We start from the raw sequence: 21,302 nt of genomic DNA on the forward strand, positions 1-21,302 counted from the left end.
GCAGCTTCAGCGCCCCGCCGCCCGGGTGCTGCGCTGAGGCAACCGGACGGCCGGCGAAGAGCCGCTCTATGCTCCGCCCATGTCCCCGGACAACTTCCCACCGGACGATCTGGAACTGCGCCTGGATCTTCCCTTCAGCCGCCACGGCCTGGCGCTGGACCTGCTGCAGTCCAGAACGCGGCCGGATTCTCCGGTGCCGGCCATCATTCACCTGCACGGCGGCGCCTGGGTGATGTTCAGCAAATGGGCAGTCGATAATGTGTTCCTTGCCCGCGAGGGGTATGTCACGGTCAGTGTGGACGACCGCCTGGCCGGAGAGGCGCTGTTCCCGGCGCAGATTCACGATGTGAAGACAGCGGTGTGGTGGCTCAGGGCACACGCGAGGGACCTCAACATCGATCCCGGGAGTATCGGCGTGTGGGGCGTCAGCGCGGGCGCTCACCTCGCAGGGCTCCTGGGCGTGACGGCCGGCACCGAGGCGTTCGAAGGATTGGACGGGGGCTGGGCAGGCGAAGAGTCCAGCGTTCAGGCGGTCGGCAGTGTCTGCGGGCCCATGCACCTGACCGATCCGTCGTGGCGCCACGAGGCCGGGCCCTTTCCACTGTTTGGGCAGCCGCTCTCGGCGGTTCCTGCACAGGCGGTGGCGGCCAGCCCGATCACTTACGTGTCAGCTAACGCACCGGCGTTTGCCTTCGTTCACGGGCGGCAGGATGAGGTGGTGCCCGCCGGGCAGTCGCAACAGATGCATCAGAGGCTCCTCAAAGCGGGCGGCTCAAGCGAACTTGATCTGCTGGCGGGCGGGCACGAGATCAACATGACGCATCCGGCAGTCATGCAGCGGCATCTGAGCCGCTTTTTCGGAACGCAGTTGGGCCGGCCTGAGCCAGGAGGACGCCCCGCCAGCCTCTGAGCGTCATACGCCTCAGATCAGAACATCTGGCGGGCAGCGCGTGCAAGCCAGTCCCGGCCACCTGTGTGGGCCAGCGTCCGGGGCCTTCCCCGTAGAGACGACCAGAAGTCAGTGTTGCGCATCGAATCACGGAATGACTGGCTGGAAGCGTGGCCTGTTCTGTCGTCCATTCGTGCGGACGGCCTTGATGACGGTCAGACCATGCCGGCGTTCCGGCGTCCGGACCGACCGTTTCGGTGTGGCCTGGGTGTGCCGTGCGCGCCGCGCCCCGTGACCCGGACCAGGTGGAGACCCAGAGACACAGTGGAGGCCAGCGCCGGACTTACGGTTCTGGCACCTGTGAGGCGCGCAGGGCCGCCTTGTGAGGTTGTGAGCACGCTACGCCGTTTGAGACGCTTGAAGCGCTGATGGCCGGGCGTGACCTGAACCGGGGCGCTCAGCGCCCCTTGCCCTCGCTGAAGACAGAACAGCTCTCGGTGCCTGACTTTTCGTTCAACGAAACACTGGGCCGTGCGGGATACTGAACAGCGGGCTCCCGGTGCGGCGTTGGAAAGTGAATGGGCGAGTGAGCGGGGAGGCGCGCCGGGTGTGTGGGCAGGGGAGCCTTTGCCCCGGGACAAAGGCAGGTCCCTCCGGTACCGCGCGTGTTGAGCGCGGGAGCGCCGCTTGCCCTGAGGCCCACGGTGGAGAGCCGGCTTCTGCGGGAGGCGCTGACGCGCGCGCAGGCAGAGCTTCTTGCGACCGAAAAGACCCTGGCCCACTTCGCTCAGCAGTTGCACGGACCCCCGTGAGGCGTTCGTTCGCCGCGGCCCAGGACCAGAGAGGAGAAGACAAAGATGTCCCGAACAGGCCAGACCTGGATGACCTACACGCAGGGGGTCGGCTGGATCGCGTCGCACTACGGTGAGGCGCATGCGCCGGCGCCGGAGAGCGCCGCCGTGGATGAAGGGCTGCTGCGCCGGTTTATGGGTGACCTGCGCGGCGCGGCCGTTGACTTTCAGGCCCTCAGCGACGCGACAGGCGTCAGCTACCGGCATTTCCGCCATCACCTGCGGTGACGCTCAGTATCAGTGGAGTCATGGATTTCCCCGCGCTGGGTGACGGCGTGGCGGTCATCAGTCTGCGTGACCCCGGGGACGCGGTCCCGGAGCCGCTGTCCGGTCACAGCGGGCCTTGTCTGAGCCTGGTGTTTCATGATACGGACGGGGACGTCCTCGACGAGCCGCCGCAGCCGTGGCACCTGACGCAGGTGGAGCGTTTCCTGGTGGAGGCGGGGGAGGGGCGGGCTGTGCACGTGCACTGCTTTGCCGGCATCAGCCGCAGTCCGGCTCTGGCCAGCTTTGTGCTGGCCCTGCGTCATCCCGCGTGGCGGGACGCGGCCGTGGTGGCGGCGGTGCTGCACGTCCGGCCCCAGGCGCAGCCCAACGCCACGGTGCTGGCGCTGGCCGACGACTACCTCGGGCGCAAGCTCAGGGGCGCCTGGCGCCGGGCCGCCGCACGCTACTCAGCCGGCGCCGGTGAACGCACAGGGTTCAGGGTCGGCCTGGGGCTCTCACCGGTGGCCGCCGCTTCCGGCCTGTGGGCTCAGCGCAGTCTGTGAGGCGACCTTTCCTTCTTGCCTCACGCCGACGCGGTCATCCGGAGCGCCTGCTCTTAACGTTAAGAGCAGCGGAGCATCTGGGGGAGAGTGACCCAAGGCCTGACCGGGCTGCTCTGGGCGTGCGGGGACCGGCGGATCAATCCGCGCCGCTGCAGGCGGCCGGGTGTGAGGCGCGGGTGCCGCCGGTGGCTGCGCCGGCCTGCACCGCCACCTGACTGGCCGTGGTGGCGCAGGTCACGGTGAACGTCCCGTGCGGCCGGTAGCGGCACAGAACGCTGAGGGCGGCGAGACTGAGGCACATGGTCTGCCCTGGGCTGAGCACACCGGCCAGGCCCAGGAGAGCGCAGAGGAGAGCTGCGCCGAGGGGACGGTGGTGCGGCGGTGGGCGCGGGTGTAGGGGGCAGGGACGCTCCGGGGCAGGGAAAAGGGCGCGTCAGGCTGAGGGCACTTGTCTTCCGGTGCCTCATCAAGGCGGCGGCCGGTTTCCGGAGCAGCACAGCAGACTCCGAACCCGCACGTGCGCTCTGGTGGGCGGCATCCGGTCCTTGTCATCCGCTGACGTCGCGCGGGGCCGCGCGGCGCGTCAGTGGATGTCGCATGTCCGGGACAGACTGGAAGCAGGAGGAACAGCGATGACCCACGTGACACTAACCGGACACGCCATCTCCCGCTTTCAAGAGCGCTTCGCCGGCAACCTCAGCTGGGCGGCCGCCGCCCGCCGGCTCGGCCGGCTGCTGCGCCGGGCGAAATTTATGAGGATGTGCGCCGGCAAGGCGCGGCTCTACACCCTCGGGGTGATGCGGTTTGTCGTTCAGGACCGCGTGCTGGTCACGGTGTACCGCCTGCAGTACGACCTGGCCGGGCCGCCGGAGGATCTGTGGTGCCTGGCGTGAGGGCGCCGTGCCGCCAGGGCCGTGCGCGCCGCTGGGTCCCGTTTGAAGCCACTGACCTGAGTGCCGCGGGGCCGGTCCCCGCAGGGGAGAGCCATGAACGAACTGCTGCCCGCTGACGCTGCGGCCCACGGCGCGCCCTCGTACGTGCAGGAGGTCTTGGAGTTTCTGACGGTGGAGGGGTTCCGTCCGTTCATTGATGAGGACGGGGACGTGCTGTTCAAGTTTGAGGGCAGCACGTACGGCGTGCTGGTCGGGCACGGCGACCCGAGTTTCCTGAACCTGATGTACCTGCCGTTCTGGACCCTGGATGACGCCGCGGAGCGGGCCAGGGCGCATGAAGCGGCCGCGTACGTGCAGGGCCGGATGAAGGTCGGCCGGATCCTGGTGCTGGCGGATTCGGTCGCAGCGGACGTGACGTGTTATCTGCCCTCGGACGACGCGTGGCGCGCGGTGCTGTTCCGGCATCTGGGCGGTCTGCAGGCCCTGGTGGGGGAGTTCCGCCGGCAGATGCGCGCCTAGCTCGAGAACTGAGTGTGTCCCCCAGAGGTCAGCAGTGAATGCCAGCGACAGTGACAACTCGGAGGGAATATTGACAACTAGGATTGTTGCAACTATTCTGTGTCATGTCAGCGCAGTTCCTTCCCCCCGACTGGTCGGGCAACCTTGACGCCCTTGTCGAAGCCGCCAACCAGCTGCTTCCGGTCATCCTGCCCGACGACAGGACCGGCCGCTCCAAAGACGGCGTCAACGCCCGCCTGGTCCGCCACTACACCACCGAACGCCTGCTTGACGAACCCCTCCGGCAGGGCCGCGAGGCCCGCTACACCCGCCGCCACCTGCTGCAGCTGCTCACCCTGCGCCGCCTGATGGCCGATGGTCACGGCGCCGCCGCCCTGCGCGGCACCCTGCAGGGCCACGCCGACCCGGAACTCGAAGCCCTGCTCACCGGTGAGCGTCAGCTGGACGTGCAGCCCAGCAACCCGGCCCTCGACTACCTCCGGACCCTGAGTGCCCCTTCCCTGAGCCCGGCCTCCCTTCCGGGCGCCGTCCCGCCCGCCGCCGCCTTCCCTGCCGCGCCCTCTACGCCCGCTGCGGAACGCCTGACGCGCCTCACCCTCGCGCCCGGCATCGAGCTGCTCGTCCGCACCGACGCCCGGCTGCCGAAAAGCCGCCTGGAACAGGACCACCTCGCCCAGACATTCCTCGACGCCCTCGACCGCCTCAGGAGGCCCCGATGACCGCACCCCGCATTGAAGTTCGCCCGCTGCGTCCCGCCCTGCACGCCGAGCAGACCACCACGCTGACTCTCCTGATCCGCATTCACCCCGCCCCGGTCGCTGCCCAGGCGGCCCGCCCGGACCTGAACATCGCGCTCGTGATCGACCGCAGCGGCTCCATGGGCGGGCGTCCCCTGCACATGGCCCGCGAGGCGGCCGTCGCCGCCGTGCGTCAGGCCCGGCCCACCGACCGCCTGAGCGTCGTGGCGTTCGATGATCACGTCGACGTCGTGGTGCCCAGCCAGCTCGTCGGTGACGGCGAGGCGATCATCCGCGCGATCCGCACCATCGACGCCCGGGGCTCGACGAACCTGCACGGCGGCTGGCTCGAAGGGGCCACGCAGGTCGCGACCCACCTCACTCCGCGGGCCCTGAACCGCGTCGTGGTGCTCAGTGACGGGCAGGTCAACGCCGGCGTGACCGACACCCAGGCGATCGCCACGCACGTCCGGGGCCTCACGCAGCGCGGCGTCAGCACTAGCGCCATCGGCCTGGGCGAGCACTACGACGAGGAACTGCTGCTCGCGGTGGCCAACGCCGGAGACGGGAACTTCGAGCATGTCGAGGACGCCGCGCGCCTGCCGACCTTCTTCGAGGAGGAGCTGCAGGGCCTGACCCGCACGACCGGCCGCGTCGTCAGCCTGGGCCTGGAGCCCAACCCGGAGTTCGGCGTGACGGTCGGTGAGGTCCTCAATCCGTTCGAGCGTAACAGCTTCGGGCGCCTGCAACTCCCGAACCTCGTGGACGGCCAGCCGCTGGACGTTGTCGTGCGGCTGCACGTGCCCCGCCTGACCCGCCGACCCGGTGACACGGTCGGCGTCACCCGGGTGCGGCTGGCCTGGCAGGGCCTGGACGGCCAGCGTCACCGCGTCCGCACGCAGCTCGACCTGCCGGTCCTGAGTGAGGGCGACCTGCAGGCCCTGCCGGAGGACCCGGCGGTCCTGGAAGCGCAGGCGCTGCTCGACACGGCGCGGCTCAAGCGCGAGGCGGTGCAGGCCATCGACCGCGGGGATCACGACCTGGCCCGGCAGCACTTCGGGAACGCCCGGCTGGTCGCCATGGCCGCGCCGATGCCTGCCGCGGCGCTCTCCGCGCAGATAGAGGACGTGACCCTGCTCGAGGAGGCGCTGAACGCCGGGAACACCGCGCTGTCCCGCAAGCGTGCCGTCAGCCAGGCGCACGCCGCCTCACGCAGCAAACGCCGCGAGTAACTGCGGGTTCCCGGCGGGACCATGCGGTCCGGCCCGCCCACGCCCTTGACCTTCCTGCGTCTGCCTCTGACCGGCGCGCGCTGCGGGCGCCGGCCGGGGACAGACGTTCCCGCTGCCCAGGAGCCCCATGACTGCATCCCCGAGCATCTTCACGGACCACCCCGACCTGACGGCCGCGCTGCGGCACCTGACCTGGGCGTACGCTGCCGACGGCCGCGCGTTCACCTGGCAGGAGATCGTCACGCAGATCAACGTGGCCCGCGCGGAGATGGGGCTCGGGGCGCTGCACAAAGGCGCGCCCATCACGCTGCTTCAGAAGCGCAGCCTGGGCTCCCCGCAGCGTGACCCGCTGCTGCCGGCGCACTACGAGAAGGTCGGGCGCGGGCAGCACGTGCCGGTGGTGCCGGGCACGAACTGGCGTTTCACGGCCGGGCACACCCATGGGGAGATCCGGGCGGTCGCCCGGGACGCGCTGCGTCCGGCAGCGGCGCCGGGAGAAGACCCCCGGCTGGTGGCGCGCGGCACGCACCTGCCGGACGTCCGCTGGACGCCGCTCACGCCTGGCGCGGCGGACCTCGCCCGCCTTGACGGCCAGCCTGGCCTGTACCTCGTGCGGTACCCCAACCACAGTGACGTCGGGCAGACCGACGAGGTGCAGGCCCCGCTGGCGTCAGCATCAGAAAGGCGGCGCGGCCGGCGGTGTGTTCGTGTACACCGACGCGCAGGACCTCAGCCTTGAGGCACTGAACGCCGCGGAGTCCCTCGCGATCGCGGCGTTCAAGGAACTGCTGCGCCTCAAGAAAGGTACGGTCGGCCGGGACCGCCGCCCCCTGCCGCGCGAACTGCAGCTCGGCAGCGCCCTGGCCCTGATGTTCCAGGCCGCGGTGATCCGCCTGGCCGCCGACGGGCTGCTCGAAGGCACCCTGGTGTGGCGCGCGCCGCGCGAGGTGCCTGGACTGCGCGAGGCGTACCTTGACCTGCGTGGCGAGCGGGTGAGCGCGCGGACCAGCGCGCCGCAGGAGGAGCCGGCGCCCGGTGACGTGCGCGGCGGCGACCTCCCCGGTGACCTGCTGGACAGCGGCAGTCCACCGGCGCCCGAGGTGATCGCCCGGTTCGGCGTGGACGGCGGGTCGATCACCCTTGACGGCCAGCGCACGGACGACGGTGCAGGCCCGGGTGGCACACCGCCACCGCCCGTGCGGAATGACGCAGACTGCTCGTCAGTGCTTCAGGGAGAGTGAAGAACAGCGAACGTCAACTGGACGCCCTTGGCAACTCCACCGGCCTTTTCCGCTCGGCCTTTCAGTCTGCCGTGCGCCAAGTGGCGCACTGTGGGCGTCCCATTCAGGACGTGAGCCCGGCAGAGCTGCTTGTGGCCACGGCCGCCGAGAAGGAGAAACGCGTGTGGTATTTCGGGAACGACGGCGTGACCGGGCGTGACCTGTTGCTTTATGACACTGTCATGCTCGACTACTGGGACAGCCTGCAAAGCTGCCTGGACGATACAAGGGAGAACACGACACTGGAATCGTGCCTGCATCTGCTCTTTCGATGACCCTGTCCAGATTGAGGGTAGTGGAGAGCCTTCTCCCTTCAGTCAGCACTGTCGGGCAGGTCAGGCGGGGCGCCCAGTCCAGAGACGATTCGCCCAGGAACTGCAGGCTGAAGTCAACGGTGAAGCTGACATACTGCCTTACGGTCAGCGCCGCCTGAGCAGCGCCCCGGTGGCAGGAATGGCACAGTCACCCAACAGCCCCCATATGTTCATTGACCTGGTCACAGGCGATGAAGACAGCCAGCAAAGGTGCATTCCTGCCGTCGCCCATCCAGGCTCCAGGCGCGCAAAGGATCCCAGGCCGTGACGGCACCCCCGGTGATGTCGTACCCTGAAACTTCCGCCGCCCGGTGACCGGCTCCGGTTTCAGTCGCCCGGCGGATTCGCCCACGTCCTTCCTTCTGCCGCCTGTGTCCACTTCTGGCCCGGGCGCACCTCCTGAAAGCTGGTTCCCTCTTACCTCATGTACCTGCTTGCCCATGTTCCCCCCGCGCGTGCCACCCTGGAGCACGTCCATCAGCAGCTCAGTGCCCAGGGGCTCACGCACGCCACGCTGCTTGTCCCCGGCCGCGAGGCGCCGCTCGCGTTCGACCTGTTCACGGGCCTGCACGTCATGGATCACGGCGCGCGGCAGGCGCAGCTGAAGTGCCTGCTGTGCCCCCCAGGCTCCGGCCACCACCTGCGCTACGAGTTCCAGGTCACCTCCCTGAGCGGTGAACGCATCGGGCCGATCGGAAGTTCCTGCGTGTTCGCGCGGGTGCTGGGTGAAGAACGCGGCCGGCAGGTGGGCACGCACCTTACCGAGCAGGTGGGCGCACACGTCCGCCGCACCCAGACGCAGACGCAGGCCGATCTGCTCGCGTCGGCCGGAAACTGGCGCGACTACCTGCGCGCCCAGGGACTCGACTGGGTCCTGCCCGCCATGGCGGGCGGGGGAGGCCTGAGTGCGGCGTTGCGGGAGAAACTCCAGCGGCTGCAGGACGCCGAGAAACCCCTCCCGCTGGCGCTGCTGACCGAACTGCGGGTCCTGACGCGCGCCCGCAGCGAGGAGCCGGCGCGCAGCGCATTCACGCCGGCGCCCGCCGCGTTTCAGGCGACGGCCACGCCGGAACTCGCGCGGCCGCGTCCGGCACGCCGGCCGCGCGCCGGCGCCGGCAACCGCATGGATCACACCGAATGGGAGGAGTACCTGCGCACCAGCCGCCTGACCAACCTCGTCGGGCACTGGGCGGCCATTCAGGACGATCTGAACCTGCCGGACGATACCCGGGACTTCCTGCAGGAAACCGTCCGGGGCCGCCGCCCCTTCCGCCTTGAGGACCTGACCCTGCTGCAGACCCTGGCGCGCGACCCCCAGGTGCTCGAACGCCTGCGTGAGCTCGGGCCGCCCAAACGACTCGTGGCCACCGTACGCCCGGCGCGGGTGCAACGCGTGATCGAGCCGGGCAGCGGCCTGGAACTCCTGGATGTCCGGGACGACCCGCACGTGCAGGACGCGCGCGTGTGGCTGTGGGGCCTCAAAGCAGTCTTCGGCGCCGAGCAGTGGCGACGCGTGGAGGCCGGCATCAACACCGGCGCGTTGCGCGCGGACGATTACGCCGCGCTGCGTCAGACCCTGCAGGTGCTGCCCGGGCAGGCCGAACCGGGCGTGCCGCGCACCCCGCGGCACTTCCTGACCTACGTGGCGCTGCTCGTGGGCCGCGAGAAACGCCTGGAGCGCGCCCGGGAACTGCTGCACCACCGGCGGCAGGCGACCAGCCTCGCGACGCTCGACGGGCTCTGGCAGCGCTACCGCGACGGACAGCCCATTCCGGAACCGGAACTGATTGGCCGCGCCCTGAACGGCTCCCGCCGCGCCGAGCCCGCTCAGGTTCAGCGCGCCGCGGCTTCAGCAAAGCCCAGCACGAAGCCGGCCCCGGCCCCCACGCCCAAGAAGGCCAGGAAGGGCGCCGAGCCCCTGACACCAGGGCGCCGGCTCAAGGAAACGCCTGCCCTTCCCGAAGACCCACTGGCCGCAGACCGGAACGAACTGCAGGCCGGTTGGGGACGCGGCCTGTCGAGCCTGGTGCCGCCCGCGCACCGCCGCGCGGTCAGCCGCGCCGTGCACCAACCGCCCGGCAACCTGAGCGGCGCGCAGGTGCGGGCCGCGCGTCACGCGCTGGACATCTACCGCCGCGTGACCCGGGCGGGAACGCCACCAAAAAAGATGTTCCTGGCGCCGGAGGACCCCCGCACGCCAGAAGGGTATGCCGCCGCGCTCGCCCGCCTGTTCACCGCGCTGAACGTGCCGCACCTGCAAGCGCCCCTCACGGCGCGCGGCCCAGGATGGCTGCAGGCCACCTTCCCTGATCCGTACCGCCATTACGTCCGCACAGGTGAACTGCACCGCGATCTGACCGCGGTCCTCAATGCCCTGGCCTAAAGGCTTCATGACCATGGATGCGCAGCGCGGTCCGCATAGCTCTTTCACCGGGCGTCTGACTACGGATCAGAAGGCCAGGGGTTCGAATCCCTTCGGGCACACCACAGAAGACTCCCTCCCAGAGGGAGTTTTTTCTATATGTTGCTGATGTGATGAGGGCGGTGCGCCTTGTTCGTGCCTTACGGAGAGAGTGCTGGGACTTTCCACGCTTGGATCTGTTGCGTGAATGCAGAACTTCGACTATGCACCCCTACTTACCTTCCTTAAGGTTTCAGTCTGTGTCGCTTGCGGCCAGGAGGACCAGGGTGCGGCCCCCAGGCCGGAGGCACGCCGCCGCAAAATCGAACACTTCCTCGTAGAACCGGCTTTCCGGGTCGTAGTACCAGTAGAACCGGCTGTCGTTGACGGCCGCCAGTACCGCTTCCCGCCCCTCGTTGATGGAGACGCCAGTCAGGCCTCCCATGGCGCGCCAAGCCAGCCAGCGCGCCGTCGCTGCGTAGACCGCTCCCCCGTAGGCGCCGCCAGACAGGCCCGCCGCGAACAGCTCAACGAACACCTCCCGGCCGCTGCTGGTGGCCACCCGGGTGGTCGCTGGTGAGGCGACCGAAGCGACCGGCAGGCGACCCACCAACGAAGCGTCCAACCGGGACAGGGGCGCGTCCAACCGGAAGGCCCGCGTTTCGAGGCTGGCATTCGACTCCTGTTGCCACAGGTGAAAGGGCGCACCGAGGGCTTCGACAACCACCTCATCGTCGGCCCGCTGGAACGCCGGCCAGGCCTCGTCCCGGGAAGGCAGCGCCATGTCGGGCGTCACCACCGGCGTCGTGACGCCCGGCCGCGACTCCCCACCAAACTTGCCCAGGACGTAGCCGTACTGCGGCAGGGGGAGGTTCAGTTCTAGGTCGGTCAGGGAGAGGGGGAGGGCCGCCAGGGGGTGACGGGCCGCTTCCAGCGCCTGCTGAAGCCTGAGGCTCAGCTCGGTGTCGTCTGCCCGCCAGCCCTGAATCACCAGGGTGTGGGCCAGGTACCCGATCATCCGGATGGCCCTGGGGTCTGGCAGGGACGCTTCCAGCCAGCCGCGGACGCGGGCGCGCGGCTGGCCCAGCGCCAGCATTTCTGCGGCGCGGCGCTGTGTGTGCTCGCTGTGGGGCTGCTGGACGAGGTGTTCAAGCAGGGCGTGCGCCATGTCCTCCCGGGGGCAGCCGCGAGGTACTGGGTGAGGCGGGTGTGCCAGCCCGCACGCGGATCGGAGGGGTTGACCTGTGCCCAGTCGTTGAGCAGGGCCTTCGCATCGTCAGGGGTGCCGTCCCTGACCAACGCCCAGACGGCCTCGTACGCTTCGGCGAAGTTGTTCTGTTTCTGCGCCCGCTTCAGGAGCGGACGGAAGTCGTTGACGATGCCCATGGCGTGCGGACATCGTACTGTGCCCCCGCTGCACGGCCGAACCTACGAAGGGGAGCTTATGCTGGGCGCGTGGCCGAGATCACGTTGGACACCAGGCGCATTCGGTCGCTGGACGAGTTCCACGAGGAGAGTGCCCGGGCTTTCGGCTTTCCAGACTTTTATGGGAGCAACCTCAGCGCCTGGATTGACTGCCTGACGTACCTGGACGAGAACGATGGGATGCGAAACTTCGTCCTCAACCCCGATGAGATGCTGCACGTGCTGCTGCCCGACTTCGAAGTGCTGGCCGCCATTGCGCCTGAAGTGGTCCAAAATCTGCTCAGCGGTGTCGCGGCGGTGAACGAACGCTTCCTTGCTCAGGGCAGACGACCCCGGCTGAGTCTGGTTCCATGCTGAGCCAGGCTCTGGGGCATTACCCGAGCAGCTCGCCGAGGAGCCGCATCAGCCGTTCACTCAGCCCTCCCGCCTGCGCCGCCTGCTCCAGGCTCGTCCGCTGAGGTTCACCTGGCCGGGTGTAATACCGCACCCCGTACCCTTCCAGCACGGTCGTCAACCGCTCGTCCAGCCAGGTCCGCACTTCGATGGAAGTTCCTGCGCGCCATCTGAGCAGCAATGCCACTGCTTCGAAGCGGGGGAGATCGGCGGCCAGCCCGACGAGTCTCTGCCGCTGCCGGTCTGTCGCTGTCCGGGACCACAGGGCGCTCAGCCGCTCGGCCGTCAGCAGGTTCGCCGCGCGCAGGGCAACGGCAGCCACACGAACCTCAACGCTCGAACCCAGCAGCCTGTTCTCGAGCTGTTCGACGTGCCGGTGGGGTGCCAGAGTCCCGAGCGCACGGAGAACCTCGACCCGGACCCGCGCGTTCGGATGTTCCAGCAAGGTTTCGAGCCTTGCCTCTGCGGCCGTCAGTCCCAGTTCGCGGACACCAGCTGCCCAACCCCGCACGGCCGACTTCGCCAACCGGTGCTCATCCACATCCAGGTACGCCTCTCCCAGGTTCACGCCGCGACGACGCGCTTCGAACTGAGCGAGGGCTCGAACGCCCGCTCGGGGGTCGAGCAGCGCGGTGAGGAGAAACGCAGGTGCGGCGTTTTCTGGCGTGGCCTTGATCAGGCGGCGCAGGACCATCTCCCGTACGCCCGCGTCGGGGTCCGCAGTCAGGTCGTGCAATTGATCCACTGAAGCGAGCTGTGCGACCCGACGACGCACCGGGGCATGGAAATCCCCCGCGAGGGTGCCCAGCCAGGTGGCCCGGAGCGGTTCGGGCAACTCCTCGATCACGCGCAGCAGGCTGAGCCGCGTGTCCCGGTCCGCCCTGGGAAGGGTGTCCTGAATCGCTTGCAGCCCTGCGGAAGTCCTGAGCAGTTCGCGCGCTGTGCTCACCAGGTCTGCGTCACCGCGTTCCGCCCGGTCCAGCCGTTCAGTCAGGGCGGCGCAGTGGGCCCAGTGCAGCGCGTGTTGTGCGTTCAACCGCCGGTGCAGGGCCCCCAGGGCGACGATACGGACCGGTTCGACCCAGTCGAGCGCGCGGATCAACAGGGCCGCTGTGGTCACCGGGAGGTCGATGTCAGCGAGGAGGCGCACGGCAGCCTCCCGCGCATACCCGTCGGCGCTGCTGGCCAGGGCCATGACCACGCCGGGAGCAGCCAGCAGGTCGTCCGGGTGCCCTTCCAGCCAGGCCGGAAGGTTAGACCGCCACTGCAAGCTCTCTCCCACGCGGTGCCAGCCGGCTGGTCCAGGCGCGTCGTACCAGTTAAATCGAAAGACCTGACGCCACTGCTCGTCGACGGAGGGCAGCATGGTGGTCGGGAGCCGTTCAAGGAAGGCCAGCAGGCCTGTGGCACCCTGCTGGTCAGGCACGCCCCCTGGAAGGGCCGCTTCGAGCAAGTCTTGCAACTGCTCCGCAGAGGGAAGGCGCTTGGGTTGGAAGCGGAGGTGATGCACGAGGCTCCGGACATGCTCACCCCAGTGAGTCACGGCCGTGAAGCGCAGATAGGACAAGGCACCGGGCACATCTGCCGGCAGGAGTTGAAGGGCACGCTCCATATCCACGGCGATGTCCGCGAGATCGTCCAGCGCGTCCCCAACCTCGTCGGCCTGGTCCAGGCTCCACCCGTCTCCGGTTCGGGCGTTGTAAAAACCCAGTTCGGGCCACGACTGACTGATCTGCGCCCGGAACTCGGAGTAACGAGAGGGAACCTCGAAGTCATCCGGCCAGCGGAACTCGCGCGGGAGTTGCAGGGTTTGTTGCAGCACATTCACCAGGGCGACGTCCAGCTCATGGAGGGACGCGCCCTCCCGGTACAGGATCAGATGCTGCACCGCCCGGACAAGCTCAGGAAGAGGCGGCATCAGGCCCTCGCAAAGCAGGGGGGCGCACCTCGTTCTGTCCGGGCAGGTCGTACACCGTGACCGGTACCCCCTGGTCCGTCAGCTCCTCCTGCACGATGCGCTCGATGACCGTCCAGTCTCCGCCGGCGAGGCCGGCACCGATGCGGGGCATGTGCACGCTTGCCTGATGCTCCTGAGCGAACGCCCGCACCCGGTTGAGCCCCTCCCGCATCGCCTCGTACCGGACTGGCGGCACGCGGATCGAGCGCGCCTGACGGGCGATGTCGTGCTGCCCGATCAGGTTCGCAACCCAGAAGGTGGGTTCCACTTCCACGAACTGCACGCGGCCCAGTTCGAACGACTCCTCGCCCGTGGCCTGCCCCTTCGCCCAAGCACGGTAGGCGGCCTCGGGGGCCTTAAAGCGTCGGGACAGGGCCAGGACAAAGCCGGCGCCCCAATGGCCCTGATTGAGGGTGACTCGGTTTTGCGTAGATGGAGATATGGGGTTCCCCCGATTCTGCACACTTGTGGTTAAGCCACTAAAGCTTGGCGGTCAGCTTCCATTGGCGTCAAGTCGCCCAGGGTTGAATGCAGCCTTTTGCGGTTGTCATACACCTCGATATATTCGCAGATCGCCCGTCTGGCCTGCTCCCGCGTGTCGTACACCTGGTCGTCCACCAACTCGCGATTCAGGGTCTCAAAAAAGCTCTCCGAGACAGCAGTATCCCAGTCATGCTGCACACCATGCCCCGGTCAGTGAGCGCGGTCTGGAACAGACCGCTGGTCTATTGGCTCCCGTGGTCACTGTGATGCAGCAACCCCGGGCCGGGGTTGCGTGTGAGGGTGGCCATCTCAAGCGCTCGGAGCGGCAATTCAGCGGGCATGGTGGCGTCCATCGCCCAGCCCACGACACACCGGGCGTACAGGTCCAACGTCACCGCCAAGTCGAGCCAGCCTTCCTTGGTGGGAATGGACGTCAGGTCCGATGACCACACCTGATTGGGCTTCTCTGGTTTAAAATCGCGCGCCAGCAGAGTGGCGGCCACCGGCTGCCCAGGATCACACACCGTGGTCTTGGTGAACCGCCGGCGGGTCTTGCCCGCCAGCCCTTGAGCGCGCATCAGGCGAGAAACACGTTTCTCGCTCCATACGGTCCCGGCACCCCGGAGGGTGGCCTGAATTCTGGGGGCGCCATACCGTCCGTGGTGTTCCTGGAAGACCGCACGGATCTGCGACGTCAGCACCACGTCCTGGACGCGCCGCGCCGAAGGTGGCCTTCTTCGCCAGGTGTGGAAACCACTGGCAGTGACCTCCAACACTCGGCACATGGTCTCCAGACGAAACTCACTGAGATGTCGGTCGACGAACACGAATCTCAGCGACTTTGCTTGGCGAAGAAGACCGTGGCTTTTTTCAGGATTTCCCGTTCCTCACGAAGGATTTCCACTTCTTTCCGGAGGCGTCGAATCTCTTCTTGATCCGGGGTCAAGTTCTGACGTCCAAGGCCGGGGAATGCAGCGTCGCCCTGTTGCCCGGCTTCTCGAAGCCAGCGTTGCAACGTGGAGATGCCAATGCCCAGATCTCGGGCCGCTTGGGTGACCGTCATGCCTGGTCGCTGGGTGAGGTGGATGGCTTCTCGCTTGAATTCGGTATTGAAGATTCTGCGGGGGGTCATGGTCGTGCCTCCGATGATCGAGGCTTAACTCCACCTGTGCAAAATCGACTGAACTCCAGTCCGGTCGTCAGTACGTTTTGAGAACCCAGTAGACGTGGTCCGGGCAGGTGTTTCCTCTCGCAGCAGACCCAGTTGGAGGGTTTGTCCGATGGCCGGATCCAGGTGGCGGGCGATGTGACCCTGCCGACAGGCCAGGTCACACACGTGGAGCCCGCGCACGGTTCCAGTCATGCTCAGGAGTACCGGCACGATCAGGGCTTCGGAGGGTTCGATGCTCTGTATGTGGTCGTTGTACCACTCGGCAATGTCGTCGTATCGGGTCGTCACGGTGCCTCCTTCATGGGCCGTTGCCTGGACTTGTCGGGGTGCAGCGGGGTGAAGCCGGCGGGGCGCTGCGGGCGGCGAGGTCCACCTCGGGGGTGAGGTCAGCGCGAAGGATGGCGCCGCAGCCGCCGTGAATGGCGAGGACAGGACGGGTCATAGGGATCACCTCTGGGTGGCGTAAAGGACGAGGAGAACGGCGCCGTGTAGGGTGGAGGCACCATGACAGACCAACGCAGAGCCGCTCCTGCCGCCGCCGCTTCCCTGGAAGGCCGGGTGGCCCTCGTGACTGGAGGATCGTCGGGCATCGGCCGGGCGACAGTTCTGGAACTGGCGGTGGCGGGCGCACGGGTGGTCGTGGCCGACACGAACGTGGCTGGGGGCGAGGAGAGCGCCGGCCTGGTGCGCGGTCTGGGCGGCGAGGCGATCTTCCTGGAGTGCGACGTGGCTGACGCCACACAGGTGCGGACCACGGTGGAGGCAGCGGTCGCCCATTGCGGCGGCTTGGACATTCTCGTGAACAATGCAGGGATCTCCGGCGGGGCCAGTCTGCTGCACGAACTCGACCTCGAGACCTGGGACCAGGTCATGGCCGTGAACCTGCGCGGCTCCTTCCTGTGCGCGAAATATGCCCTGCCCCATCTGATGGCGCAGGGCGGCGCCATCGTCAATGTCGCCTCGACCTATGGGCTGGTGGGTGCCCCGGGCGCCCCGGCCTACTGCGCCTCGAAGGGTGGGGTGGTGGCCCTGACCCGGCAGCTTGCGGTGGATTACGGTCTGCGCGGCGTGCGGGTGAACGCCGTCTGTCCCGGCTACGTCGACACCGACATGGGCGGCGGCCGGGCAAGGCTCGGTCCCGAGGGCCAGGCCGCCGCGAACGCCCGCCGAGAGGCTGCCGCCGCCCGCCAGCCGCTGGGCCGTCAGGCGCACGTGGACGAGATTGCCCGCGTGATCGCCTTTCTGGCCTCGGCGGCCAGCTCGTTCATGACCGGCTCCATCGTGACTGTAGACGGAGGCTGCACCACGACCTTTAACCACGGTTGATTATCGTGCCTGGCCCTGGTCGAGCGGGCGGATCAGGATTTCGTTGACGTTGACCCCCTGGGGCTGGGTGGTCGCGTATACCACGGCCGCCGCGATGTCCTCTGGTTCCAGCGGCGTCATCTCCTTGATGCGCCCCTCGTACGGGTCTTTGGTCTCTGTGTGTGAGGTGACCCGTCAGCTCTGTGGCAACCACGCCGGGCTCGATCACCGTTACCCGGATGCTGAGCAGGTGCGCCTCCTGGCAAAACCCCTCGCTGAAGCCGCCCACCGCCCTCTTGCTGGCTGAGCAGCCTGCGCTGGTCGGGCCCGCGCTGCGACCGGAGACCGAAGAACTGTTGACGATGTGTTCGCGACCGTGCTCCCTCATGATCTGCACCGCCGCCTGCGTGCCGTGCGTCAGCGCCAGCGCGTTCAGTTCCATCATGCGCTGCGAGTCGCTGGGGCCGGCGTCGGCGACTGGCAGCGCAGCATGACGCTGGCGTTGTTCATCAGGATGTCTAGGGGGCCGAACTCCGTGACGGCCTGTGCTACTGCTGAGCGCGCCTGCGTCGGGTCGGCGAGGTAGAGCTGGCGGTCCAGCACACCTCACCAGCCGAGCTGCGTTCAGTTGCCAGAACCGGCAGGCTGAATGTCCCCGCCCCAAGACCCTGGCAAGACCTCAGCCCCTCTCCCGTTGTTGAAAGCGCTTGATTTACTTTACAAAGTGATGCGCTTCCCAAACTTATCGCACTGCTCGGGTAAGGTCCAGAACAAGCTGCCGCGACACCGATCACCTCAGCAGCAGGATGATCCCGGGAGACATCCGGACGAGCAACAGCCGACAGGAGATCCATTGAACCTACTTGAACCCGTCCAACTCGGTGAACTGACCCTCCCCAACCGTATTGTCATGGCGCCCATGACGCGCAGCCGAGCCTACGGTACCGTCCCCACCCCCCTGATGGCGGAGTACTACGCGCAACGTGCCTCGGCTGGCCTGATCATCACCGAAGCCACCCAGGTCTCCGCTGGCGCACAGGGCTACCCGGACACCCCAGGGATCCACACCCAGCAGCAAATAGACGCCTGGCGAGCCGTGACGGGCGCTGTTCATACTGCGGGTGGCCGCATCTTCATCCAGCTCTGGCACGTGGGCCGGATCTCACATTCCGCGTATCACGGTGGGCAGCCGCCGGTCGCGCCCTCTGCCATCCGCCCGGCCGGGAAGATCTACACGCATGGGGGCCTGGTCGATTTCGAAACCCCCCGCGCCCTTGAAACCCACGAACTCCCCGGCATCATTGAAGATTTCCGGCAGGCAGCGAAGAACGCCGTGGAAGCTGGTTTCGACGGCGTGGAAATCCACGGTGCCAACGGCTATCTCCTTAACCAGTTCCTCGAAACCGGAACAAACCAGCGCACCGACGAGTACGGCGTGAGCGTTGAAAACCGTGCGAGGCTGCTGTTGCAGGTGACGCAAGCCATCACGGAGGCCATTGGTGCCCAGCGGGTGGGTGTGCGCCTCTCGCCGGGCGGAACGTTCGGTGACATGAGCGACGCCGACCCCGCCGAGACATACAGGCACACGGCTGCCGCACTGAATTCCTTCGGGCTCGCATACCTGCACGTCGTGGAAGGCTCGCAGGATGGACCTGCTGGGGGCCTGAACGGGCAGAGTCCGACCGCTCTGGTCCGGGCAGCGTACCAGGGCACGCTGATCACGGCGGGAGGGTACGACCTGAACTCTGCCACGCGCGCCCTTGAGTCAGGGCAGGCCGATCTTGTGGCCTTTGCACGGGCCTATATCGCCAACCCTGATCTGGCAGAACGTTTCAAAGAGAATGCTCCTCTCCTCGAGCCGGACCCAACAACCATGTATGGCGGCAATGCCGAGGGTTATACGACCTACCCCACACTCCAACAACAGGCTGCGGGAACTCACGGGTAAGGAGGACTGCAAGCACGACAGGCCAGCGTAGCCACCACCCTACGGCTTTCCGGTACCCTCCTTCTCTGGTCGCGCCTCAGCGCCGATTCGTAGTGAACCGCAGATCGGAGAGGGCCTGAACCTGGGCATGGTCAATTCCTGTCCGCCACTCCTTGTCATTTTTACGCCGCCGGCGACACCGCAGAGTGGATCGAATGGTGGCGTGGTTAGCTCACCGACTACATCAGCGCTGGTTTCGAAGAGCAGTGCCCCCGAGGTGTTGCCGTCGTGGGGACGGACCACGGAGCTGAAAGGCCCGGTGAAGTGGAAGCGGTGTCTGAATGCCGCGTTTTACCGGGGCATCCTGAGCACATGCCTGCAAGTCAGGGGTCACCGCTAGCGCACCCATGTCGTGCGACACCACGTTACGGCCCACATCATGGGAGTGGGCCTGCCCCAGTAGCGCGTAGCTGAGGTTAAGCAGCTGTAGGTTGGCGTTCGGACTCCAGGGGCGTCAAGGCCCCGAGTGTTGAGTGTCGGCGAGGCACGGTTATAAAGAACCTCGATGAACTCCAAGACGGCTTGTCGCGGAGCTTTCGGGTTGGTCACCGCGGGCGCAGCGAATTTAGTCTCGTGCCGGGTGGGGCGTTCGTGCAGGCACTCTTGACGGCTTTCAGTGGCGTGCAGACCCTGACCAGCCAAAGCCGCCGGATCATAGGTGTGACCCTGAACGCCCTGGCCAGTGTGCGCGCCGTCGCTGCCGGGCAGGTGGGCGCAGCGGCTGGCTTCATTGAACTCACCATTGGCGGCAGCATTCCCATCGTTTTGGCCTTCCTGAGGAACGTGCTGCGCGTCGGCAATATTGGAACCCGCATCAGGGGGACGTCAGGGCCGTCAGCACTTCCGCAAGCCGCTTCAGTGCATCCAGGCCGCGATGAGGGGGTCAGCTTTTCAGGTGGGTCGCGAGCGGGTCAGCATGGAAGCGGGCCACACTTGGGGATCGTCACGGACCCAAAGTCCCCCCACCGTCATGACAGATTGCGTCCAGGACGTCATTCACCGCAACATGTCAGGTGCTGAGCGCACTTCCAACGCGGATTCAACGGTCCATCATGACGAGTTAAGGTCAGTAGGCCTGCCATGAAGCTCGCTGCGCAGAGTGTAAGGCCGAAGGAGCCATGCCCCGGTGAAGCGCTCCCCAAGTCTTCGGCCCGACGATGCCGTCCGCCTGAAGCCCTTGTTCGCGTTGAAAATCCCGAACGGCCCCGTCGGTCCGCGGCCCGAAGTCGCCGTCCACCTGTAGCCCGTACCCCCGGGCCACGAGCAGAGACTGCAAGCGGCGTACAGCTTCCCCCTTAGAGCCGAGCCGAAGCATGGGTTGATCCGTTGTGGGCTGCGGCTGGGGCGACGTACTTGTCGCCTGTGCCAGCACCTGCATCGTCGGGCTGGTCGACCCCAAATGGTCGGGAGTGGACCAGGCAATCCCGTCCCATCCAGTGGCACTGGTTGTGGTGATCACGCGGTAGTAGAGGCGGTCGTTGGGTTGAAGGGCGGCCCAGGCCGCTGCCGGGAGTTGAAACGAGGAGCCGTGGGGCCGCTCTGAAAAGAACGGGTCCGCCCAGGAGGCGTAGAAGTTGCCAGACGTGCGGCTCGCAGCTTGATTCGCAATGTCGAAGAGCTCAGGCCGGGCGGAGATCTCGAATACAAAGTACGCGTCCGCAGGTTTGGTTACAGTGAAGGTCGGTGGCGGATCACCGCGCCGAGCACTGACGGGGCCCACCACGCTGGGGGTGGCCGACGTCTGAGGGCTGAGCTCGGAGCCGATGGTGAATGGGCGCTCGGACTCGAACGTCGCATTGTTCTGTCCCGTGACGAAATAGTTCGGCGTCTGATCCGAAGGCATTAAAGCGGTAATGGCTTTCCAGAATTGCCGGTAGGTGCCCTGGAAGGCCCCGTTGTTCCAAACCTTCAGCAGCTGTTCCGTAAACAGGCCATTGACGCTGCCGTCCATGGACAGCTGGTTGTCCTGACAGCCTGAAATCAGCAGGATAGACGCACTGCAGTCCCGCAGGTCCCGCCGGCCCGCCAGCCACTGCAACGAACGGTACAGCCCACGGTGACGCTCATATGACGCGCGGGTCGCGTCCTGCGGCGCAAAGCGGAACCGGGAATTGACCTCCTTGAAGCCCATGGCCAGCTTGACGGCCTGCGCCTGGACCATTCTGGCGACGGTCCCGCTGTGGCAACTGTCGGACAGGATGACAATGCGTACGTCCGCTGCGAACTGCGACCATAAGGCATTCAGTTCGTCATCAATCATCATCCGGTCGTACAGCACCCAGGTCTCGTCCTGCCCGTCCGCCTCGTCGCCATTCGCATCGGGGACCTGTCCCCCGTGACCGGAGTAGGTCAGGAAGAAAGTGTCCCCGCCTTGGAGTTGCGTGGCGGCCAGCCCGATCTGTTCGGTCACCAGGTCGGCGGTGGCTTCACCGTCCCGAAGGAGGGTACTGGTGTACCCTGCCTGGTCCGCAATGCCTTTCATGGCGCTGGCGTCGTTGTGACAGCCGCTGAGGGCCCCGTCCCAGCCGCCATACGCCGACGGGTCGACGCGGTTCAAACCAATGTGTAGCGAGACGCCTCTGGGCATGGTGTGTTCCTCCTCGGGGCTGGTATGGATGGTTGAAGGTGTACAGGAGCGAATCCTGAGAACCAGAGATTCGATGACCGTCACCAGAATGAGCCTGTCCGCTGGACG

The 21,302-nt window shown here is 67.1% G+C and carries 20 protein-coding genes, 1 tRNA gene and 2 pseudogenes; 15 read left to right on the plus strand and 8 right to left on the minus strand.

Annotation, left to right across the window (positions count from 1 at the left end):
- The first annotated feature begins 79 nt into the window (after positions 1-79).
- The 3 genes from LAJ19_RS14865 (at position 80) to LAJ19_RS14875 (ending at position 2,510) form a co-directional block, all read left to right on the plus strand.
- Entirely contained in the window at positions 80-910 is an 831-nt protein-coding gene (locus tag LAJ19_RS14865; RefSeq protein ID WP_225523297.1) for an alpha/beta hydrolase, read from the plus strand.
- 836 nt (positions 911-1,746) lie between these two features.
- Positions 1,747-1,968 carry a hypothetical protein gene (locus tag LAJ19_RS14870; RefSeq protein WP_225523298.1) on the plus strand — a complete coding sequence of 74 codons (222 nt, stop codon included), beginning with the start codon at positions 1,747-1,749 and terminating at the stop codon, positions 1,966-1,968.
- 20 nt (positions 1,969-1,988) lie between these two features.
- Entirely contained in the window at positions 1,989-2,510 is a 522-nt protein-coding gene (locus tag LAJ19_RS14875) for a hypothetical protein (RefSeq protein ID WP_225523299.1), read from the plus strand.
- A 136-nt stretch (positions 2,511-2,646) separates the two neighbouring features.
- Here the strand turns inward: LAJ19_RS14875 and LAJ19_RS14880 are convergent, their stop codons facing one another.
- The gene (locus LAJ19_RS14880; RefSeq protein ID WP_225523300.1) at positions 2,647-2,811 is read right to left on the minus strand and encodes a hypothetical protein; all 165 of its coding nucleotides are present in this window, start codon (positions 2,809-2,811) and stop codon (positions 2,647-2,649) included.
- Between the two features lie 331 nt (positions 2,812-3,142).
- Here LAJ19_RS14880 and LAJ19_RS14885 point away from each other — a divergent pair, with 331 nt between their 5' ends.
- The 9 genes from LAJ19_RS14885 (at position 3,143) to LAJ19_RS14925 (ending at position 9,968) form a co-directional block, all read left to right on the plus strand.
- On the plus strand, positions 3,143-3,403 hold the full coding sequence (locus LAJ19_RS14885; RefSeq protein WP_225523301.1) for a hypothetical protein: 261 nt from the start codon (positions 3,143-3,145) through the stop codon (positions 3,401-3,403).
- A 93-nt stretch (positions 3,404-3,496) separates the two neighbouring features.
- Positions 3,497-3,922 carry a hypothetical protein gene (locus LAJ19_RS14890; RefSeq protein ID WP_225523302.1) on the plus strand — a complete coding sequence of 142 codons (426 nt, stop codon included), beginning with the start codon at positions 3,497-3,499 and terminating at the stop codon, positions 3,920-3,922.
- A 104-nt stretch (positions 3,923-4,026) separates the two neighbouring features.
- Positions 4,027-4,641, plus strand: a complete 615-nt coding sequence (locus LAJ19_RS14895; protein ID WP_225523303.1) for a MerR family transcriptional regulator — start codon at positions 4,027-4,029, stop codon at positions 4,639-4,641.
- Positions 4,638-5,891, plus strand: a complete 1,254-nt coding sequence (locus tag LAJ19_RS14900; RefSeq protein ID WP_225523304.1) for a vWA domain-containing protein — start codon at positions 4,638-4,640, stop codon at positions 5,889-5,891. Before LAJ19_RS14895 ends, LAJ19_RS14900 begins: the two co-directional genes overlap by 4 nt.
- A gap of 127 nt (positions 5,892-6,018) precedes the next feature.
- On the plus strand, positions 6,019-6,630 hold the full coding sequence (locus tag LAJ19_RS14905; RefSeq protein WP_225523305.1) for a hypothetical protein: 612 nt from the start codon (positions 6,019-6,021) through the stop codon (positions 6,628-6,630).
- Complete coding sequence (locus tag LAJ19_RS14910) at positions 6,593-7,132, plus strand: hypothetical protein (protein ID WP_225523306.1); 540 nt, start codon at positions 6,593-6,595, stop codon at positions 7,130-7,132. Before LAJ19_RS14905 ends, LAJ19_RS14910 begins: the two co-directional genes overlap by 38 nt.
- Positions 7,129-7,446, plus strand: a complete 318-nt coding sequence (locus LAJ19_RS14915) for a hypothetical protein (protein ID WP_225523307.1) — start codon at positions 7,129-7,131, stop codon at positions 7,444-7,446. Before LAJ19_RS14910 ends, LAJ19_RS14915 begins: the two co-directional genes overlap by 4 nt.
- Positions 7,447-7,909: 463 nt before the next feature.
- Positions 7,910-9,868 carry a hypothetical protein gene (locus tag LAJ19_RS14920; RefSeq protein ID WP_225523308.1) on the plus strand — a complete coding sequence of 653 codons (1,959 nt, stop codon included), beginning with the start codon at positions 7,910-7,912 and terminating at the stop codon, positions 9,866-9,868.
- A tRNA-Arg gene (locus tag LAJ19_RS14925) sits at positions 9,856-9,968 on the plus strand. Before LAJ19_RS14920 ends, LAJ19_RS14925 begins: the two co-directional genes overlap by 13 nt.
- A 171-nt stretch (positions 9,969-10,139) precedes the next feature.
- Here LAJ19_RS14925 and LAJ19_RS14930 read toward each other — a convergent pair.
- Entirely contained in the window at positions 10,140-11,054 is a 915-nt protein-coding gene (locus tag LAJ19_RS14930) for a DUF6183 family protein (protein WP_225523309.1), read from the minus strand.
- Between the two features lie 287 nt (positions 11,055-11,341).
- On the opposite strand from LAJ19_RS14930, the gene LAJ19_RS14935 reads away from it, so the two are divergent.
- Positions 11,342-11,668 (plus strand): barstar family protein, encoded by a 327-nt coding sequence (locus LAJ19_RS14935; protein WP_225523310.1) that lies wholly within the window; start codon positions 11,342-11,344, stop codon positions 11,666-11,668.
- Between the two features lie 16 nt (positions 11,669-11,684).
- On the opposite strand, the gene LAJ19_RS14940 is transcribed toward LAJ19_RS14935, so the two are convergent.
- From LAJ19_RS14940 to LAJ19_RS14955, 4 genes and pseudogenes are all read right to left on the minus strand, one after another.
- The gene (locus tag LAJ19_RS14940) at positions 11,685-13,622 is read right to left on the minus strand and encodes a hypothetical protein (RefSeq protein ID WP_225523311.1); all 1,938 of its coding nucleotides are present in this window, start codon (positions 13,620-13,622) and stop codon (positions 11,685-11,687) included.
- Positions 13,606-13,944 carry a macro domain-containing protein gene (locus tag LAJ19_RS14945; protein ID WP_225523312.1) on the minus strand — a complete coding sequence of 113 codons (339 nt, stop codon included), beginning with the start codon at positions 13,942-13,944 and terminating at the stop codon, positions 13,606-13,608. The genes LAJ19_RS14940 and LAJ19_RS14945 overlap by 17 nt, the downstream gene beginning before the upstream one ends.
- A 188-nt stretch (positions 13,945-14,132) precedes the next feature.
- Positions 14,133-15,276, minus strand: a pseudogene (locus LAJ19_RS14950) (IS3 family transposase).
- 337 nt (positions 15,277-15,613) lie between these two features.
- A complete protein-coding gene (locus LAJ19_RS14955; RefSeq protein WP_225523313.1) occupies positions 15,614-15,757 on the minus strand; it encodes a hypothetical protein in 144 nt (47 codons plus the stop codon).
- 62 nt (positions 15,758-15,819) lie between these two features.
- On the opposite strand from LAJ19_RS14955, the gene LAJ19_RS14960 reads away from it, so the two are divergent.
- On the plus strand, positions 15,820-16,641 hold the full coding sequence (locus LAJ19_RS14960) for an SDR family NAD(P)-dependent oxidoreductase (protein WP_225523314.1): 822 nt from the start codon (positions 15,820-15,822) through the stop codon (positions 16,639-16,641).
- Positions 16,642-16,852: 211 nt separating this feature from the next.
- Here the strand turns inward: LAJ19_RS14960 and LAJ19_RS21715 are convergent.
- A pseudogene (locus tag LAJ19_RS21715) lies at positions 16,853-17,065 on the minus strand (SDR family NAD(P)-dependent oxidoreductase); the annotation flags it as partial.
- Positions 17,066-17,473: 408 nt separating this feature from the next.
- On the opposite strand from LAJ19_RS21715, the gene LAJ19_RS14970 reads away from it, so the two are divergent.
- Positions 17,474-18,568, plus strand: coding sequence for an alkene reductase (locus LAJ19_RS14970; protein ID WP_225523315.1), 1,095 nt, complete (start codon positions 17,474-17,476; stop codon positions 18,566-18,568).
- A 1,105-nt stretch (positions 18,569-19,673) separates the two neighbouring features.
- Here LAJ19_RS14970 and LAJ19_RS14975 read toward each other — a convergent pair.
- Entirely contained in the window at positions 19,674-21,278 is a 1,605-nt protein-coding gene (locus tag LAJ19_RS14975; RefSeq protein WP_225523316.1) for a caspase family protein, read from the minus strand.
- Between the last annotated feature and the right edge of the window lie 24 nt (positions 21,279-21,302).

It is taken from the genome of Deinococcus taeanensis, from assembly GCF_020229735.1.
Lineage (GTDB): Bacteria > Deinococcota > Deinococci > Deinococcales > Deinococcaceae > Deinococcus > Deinococcus taeanensis.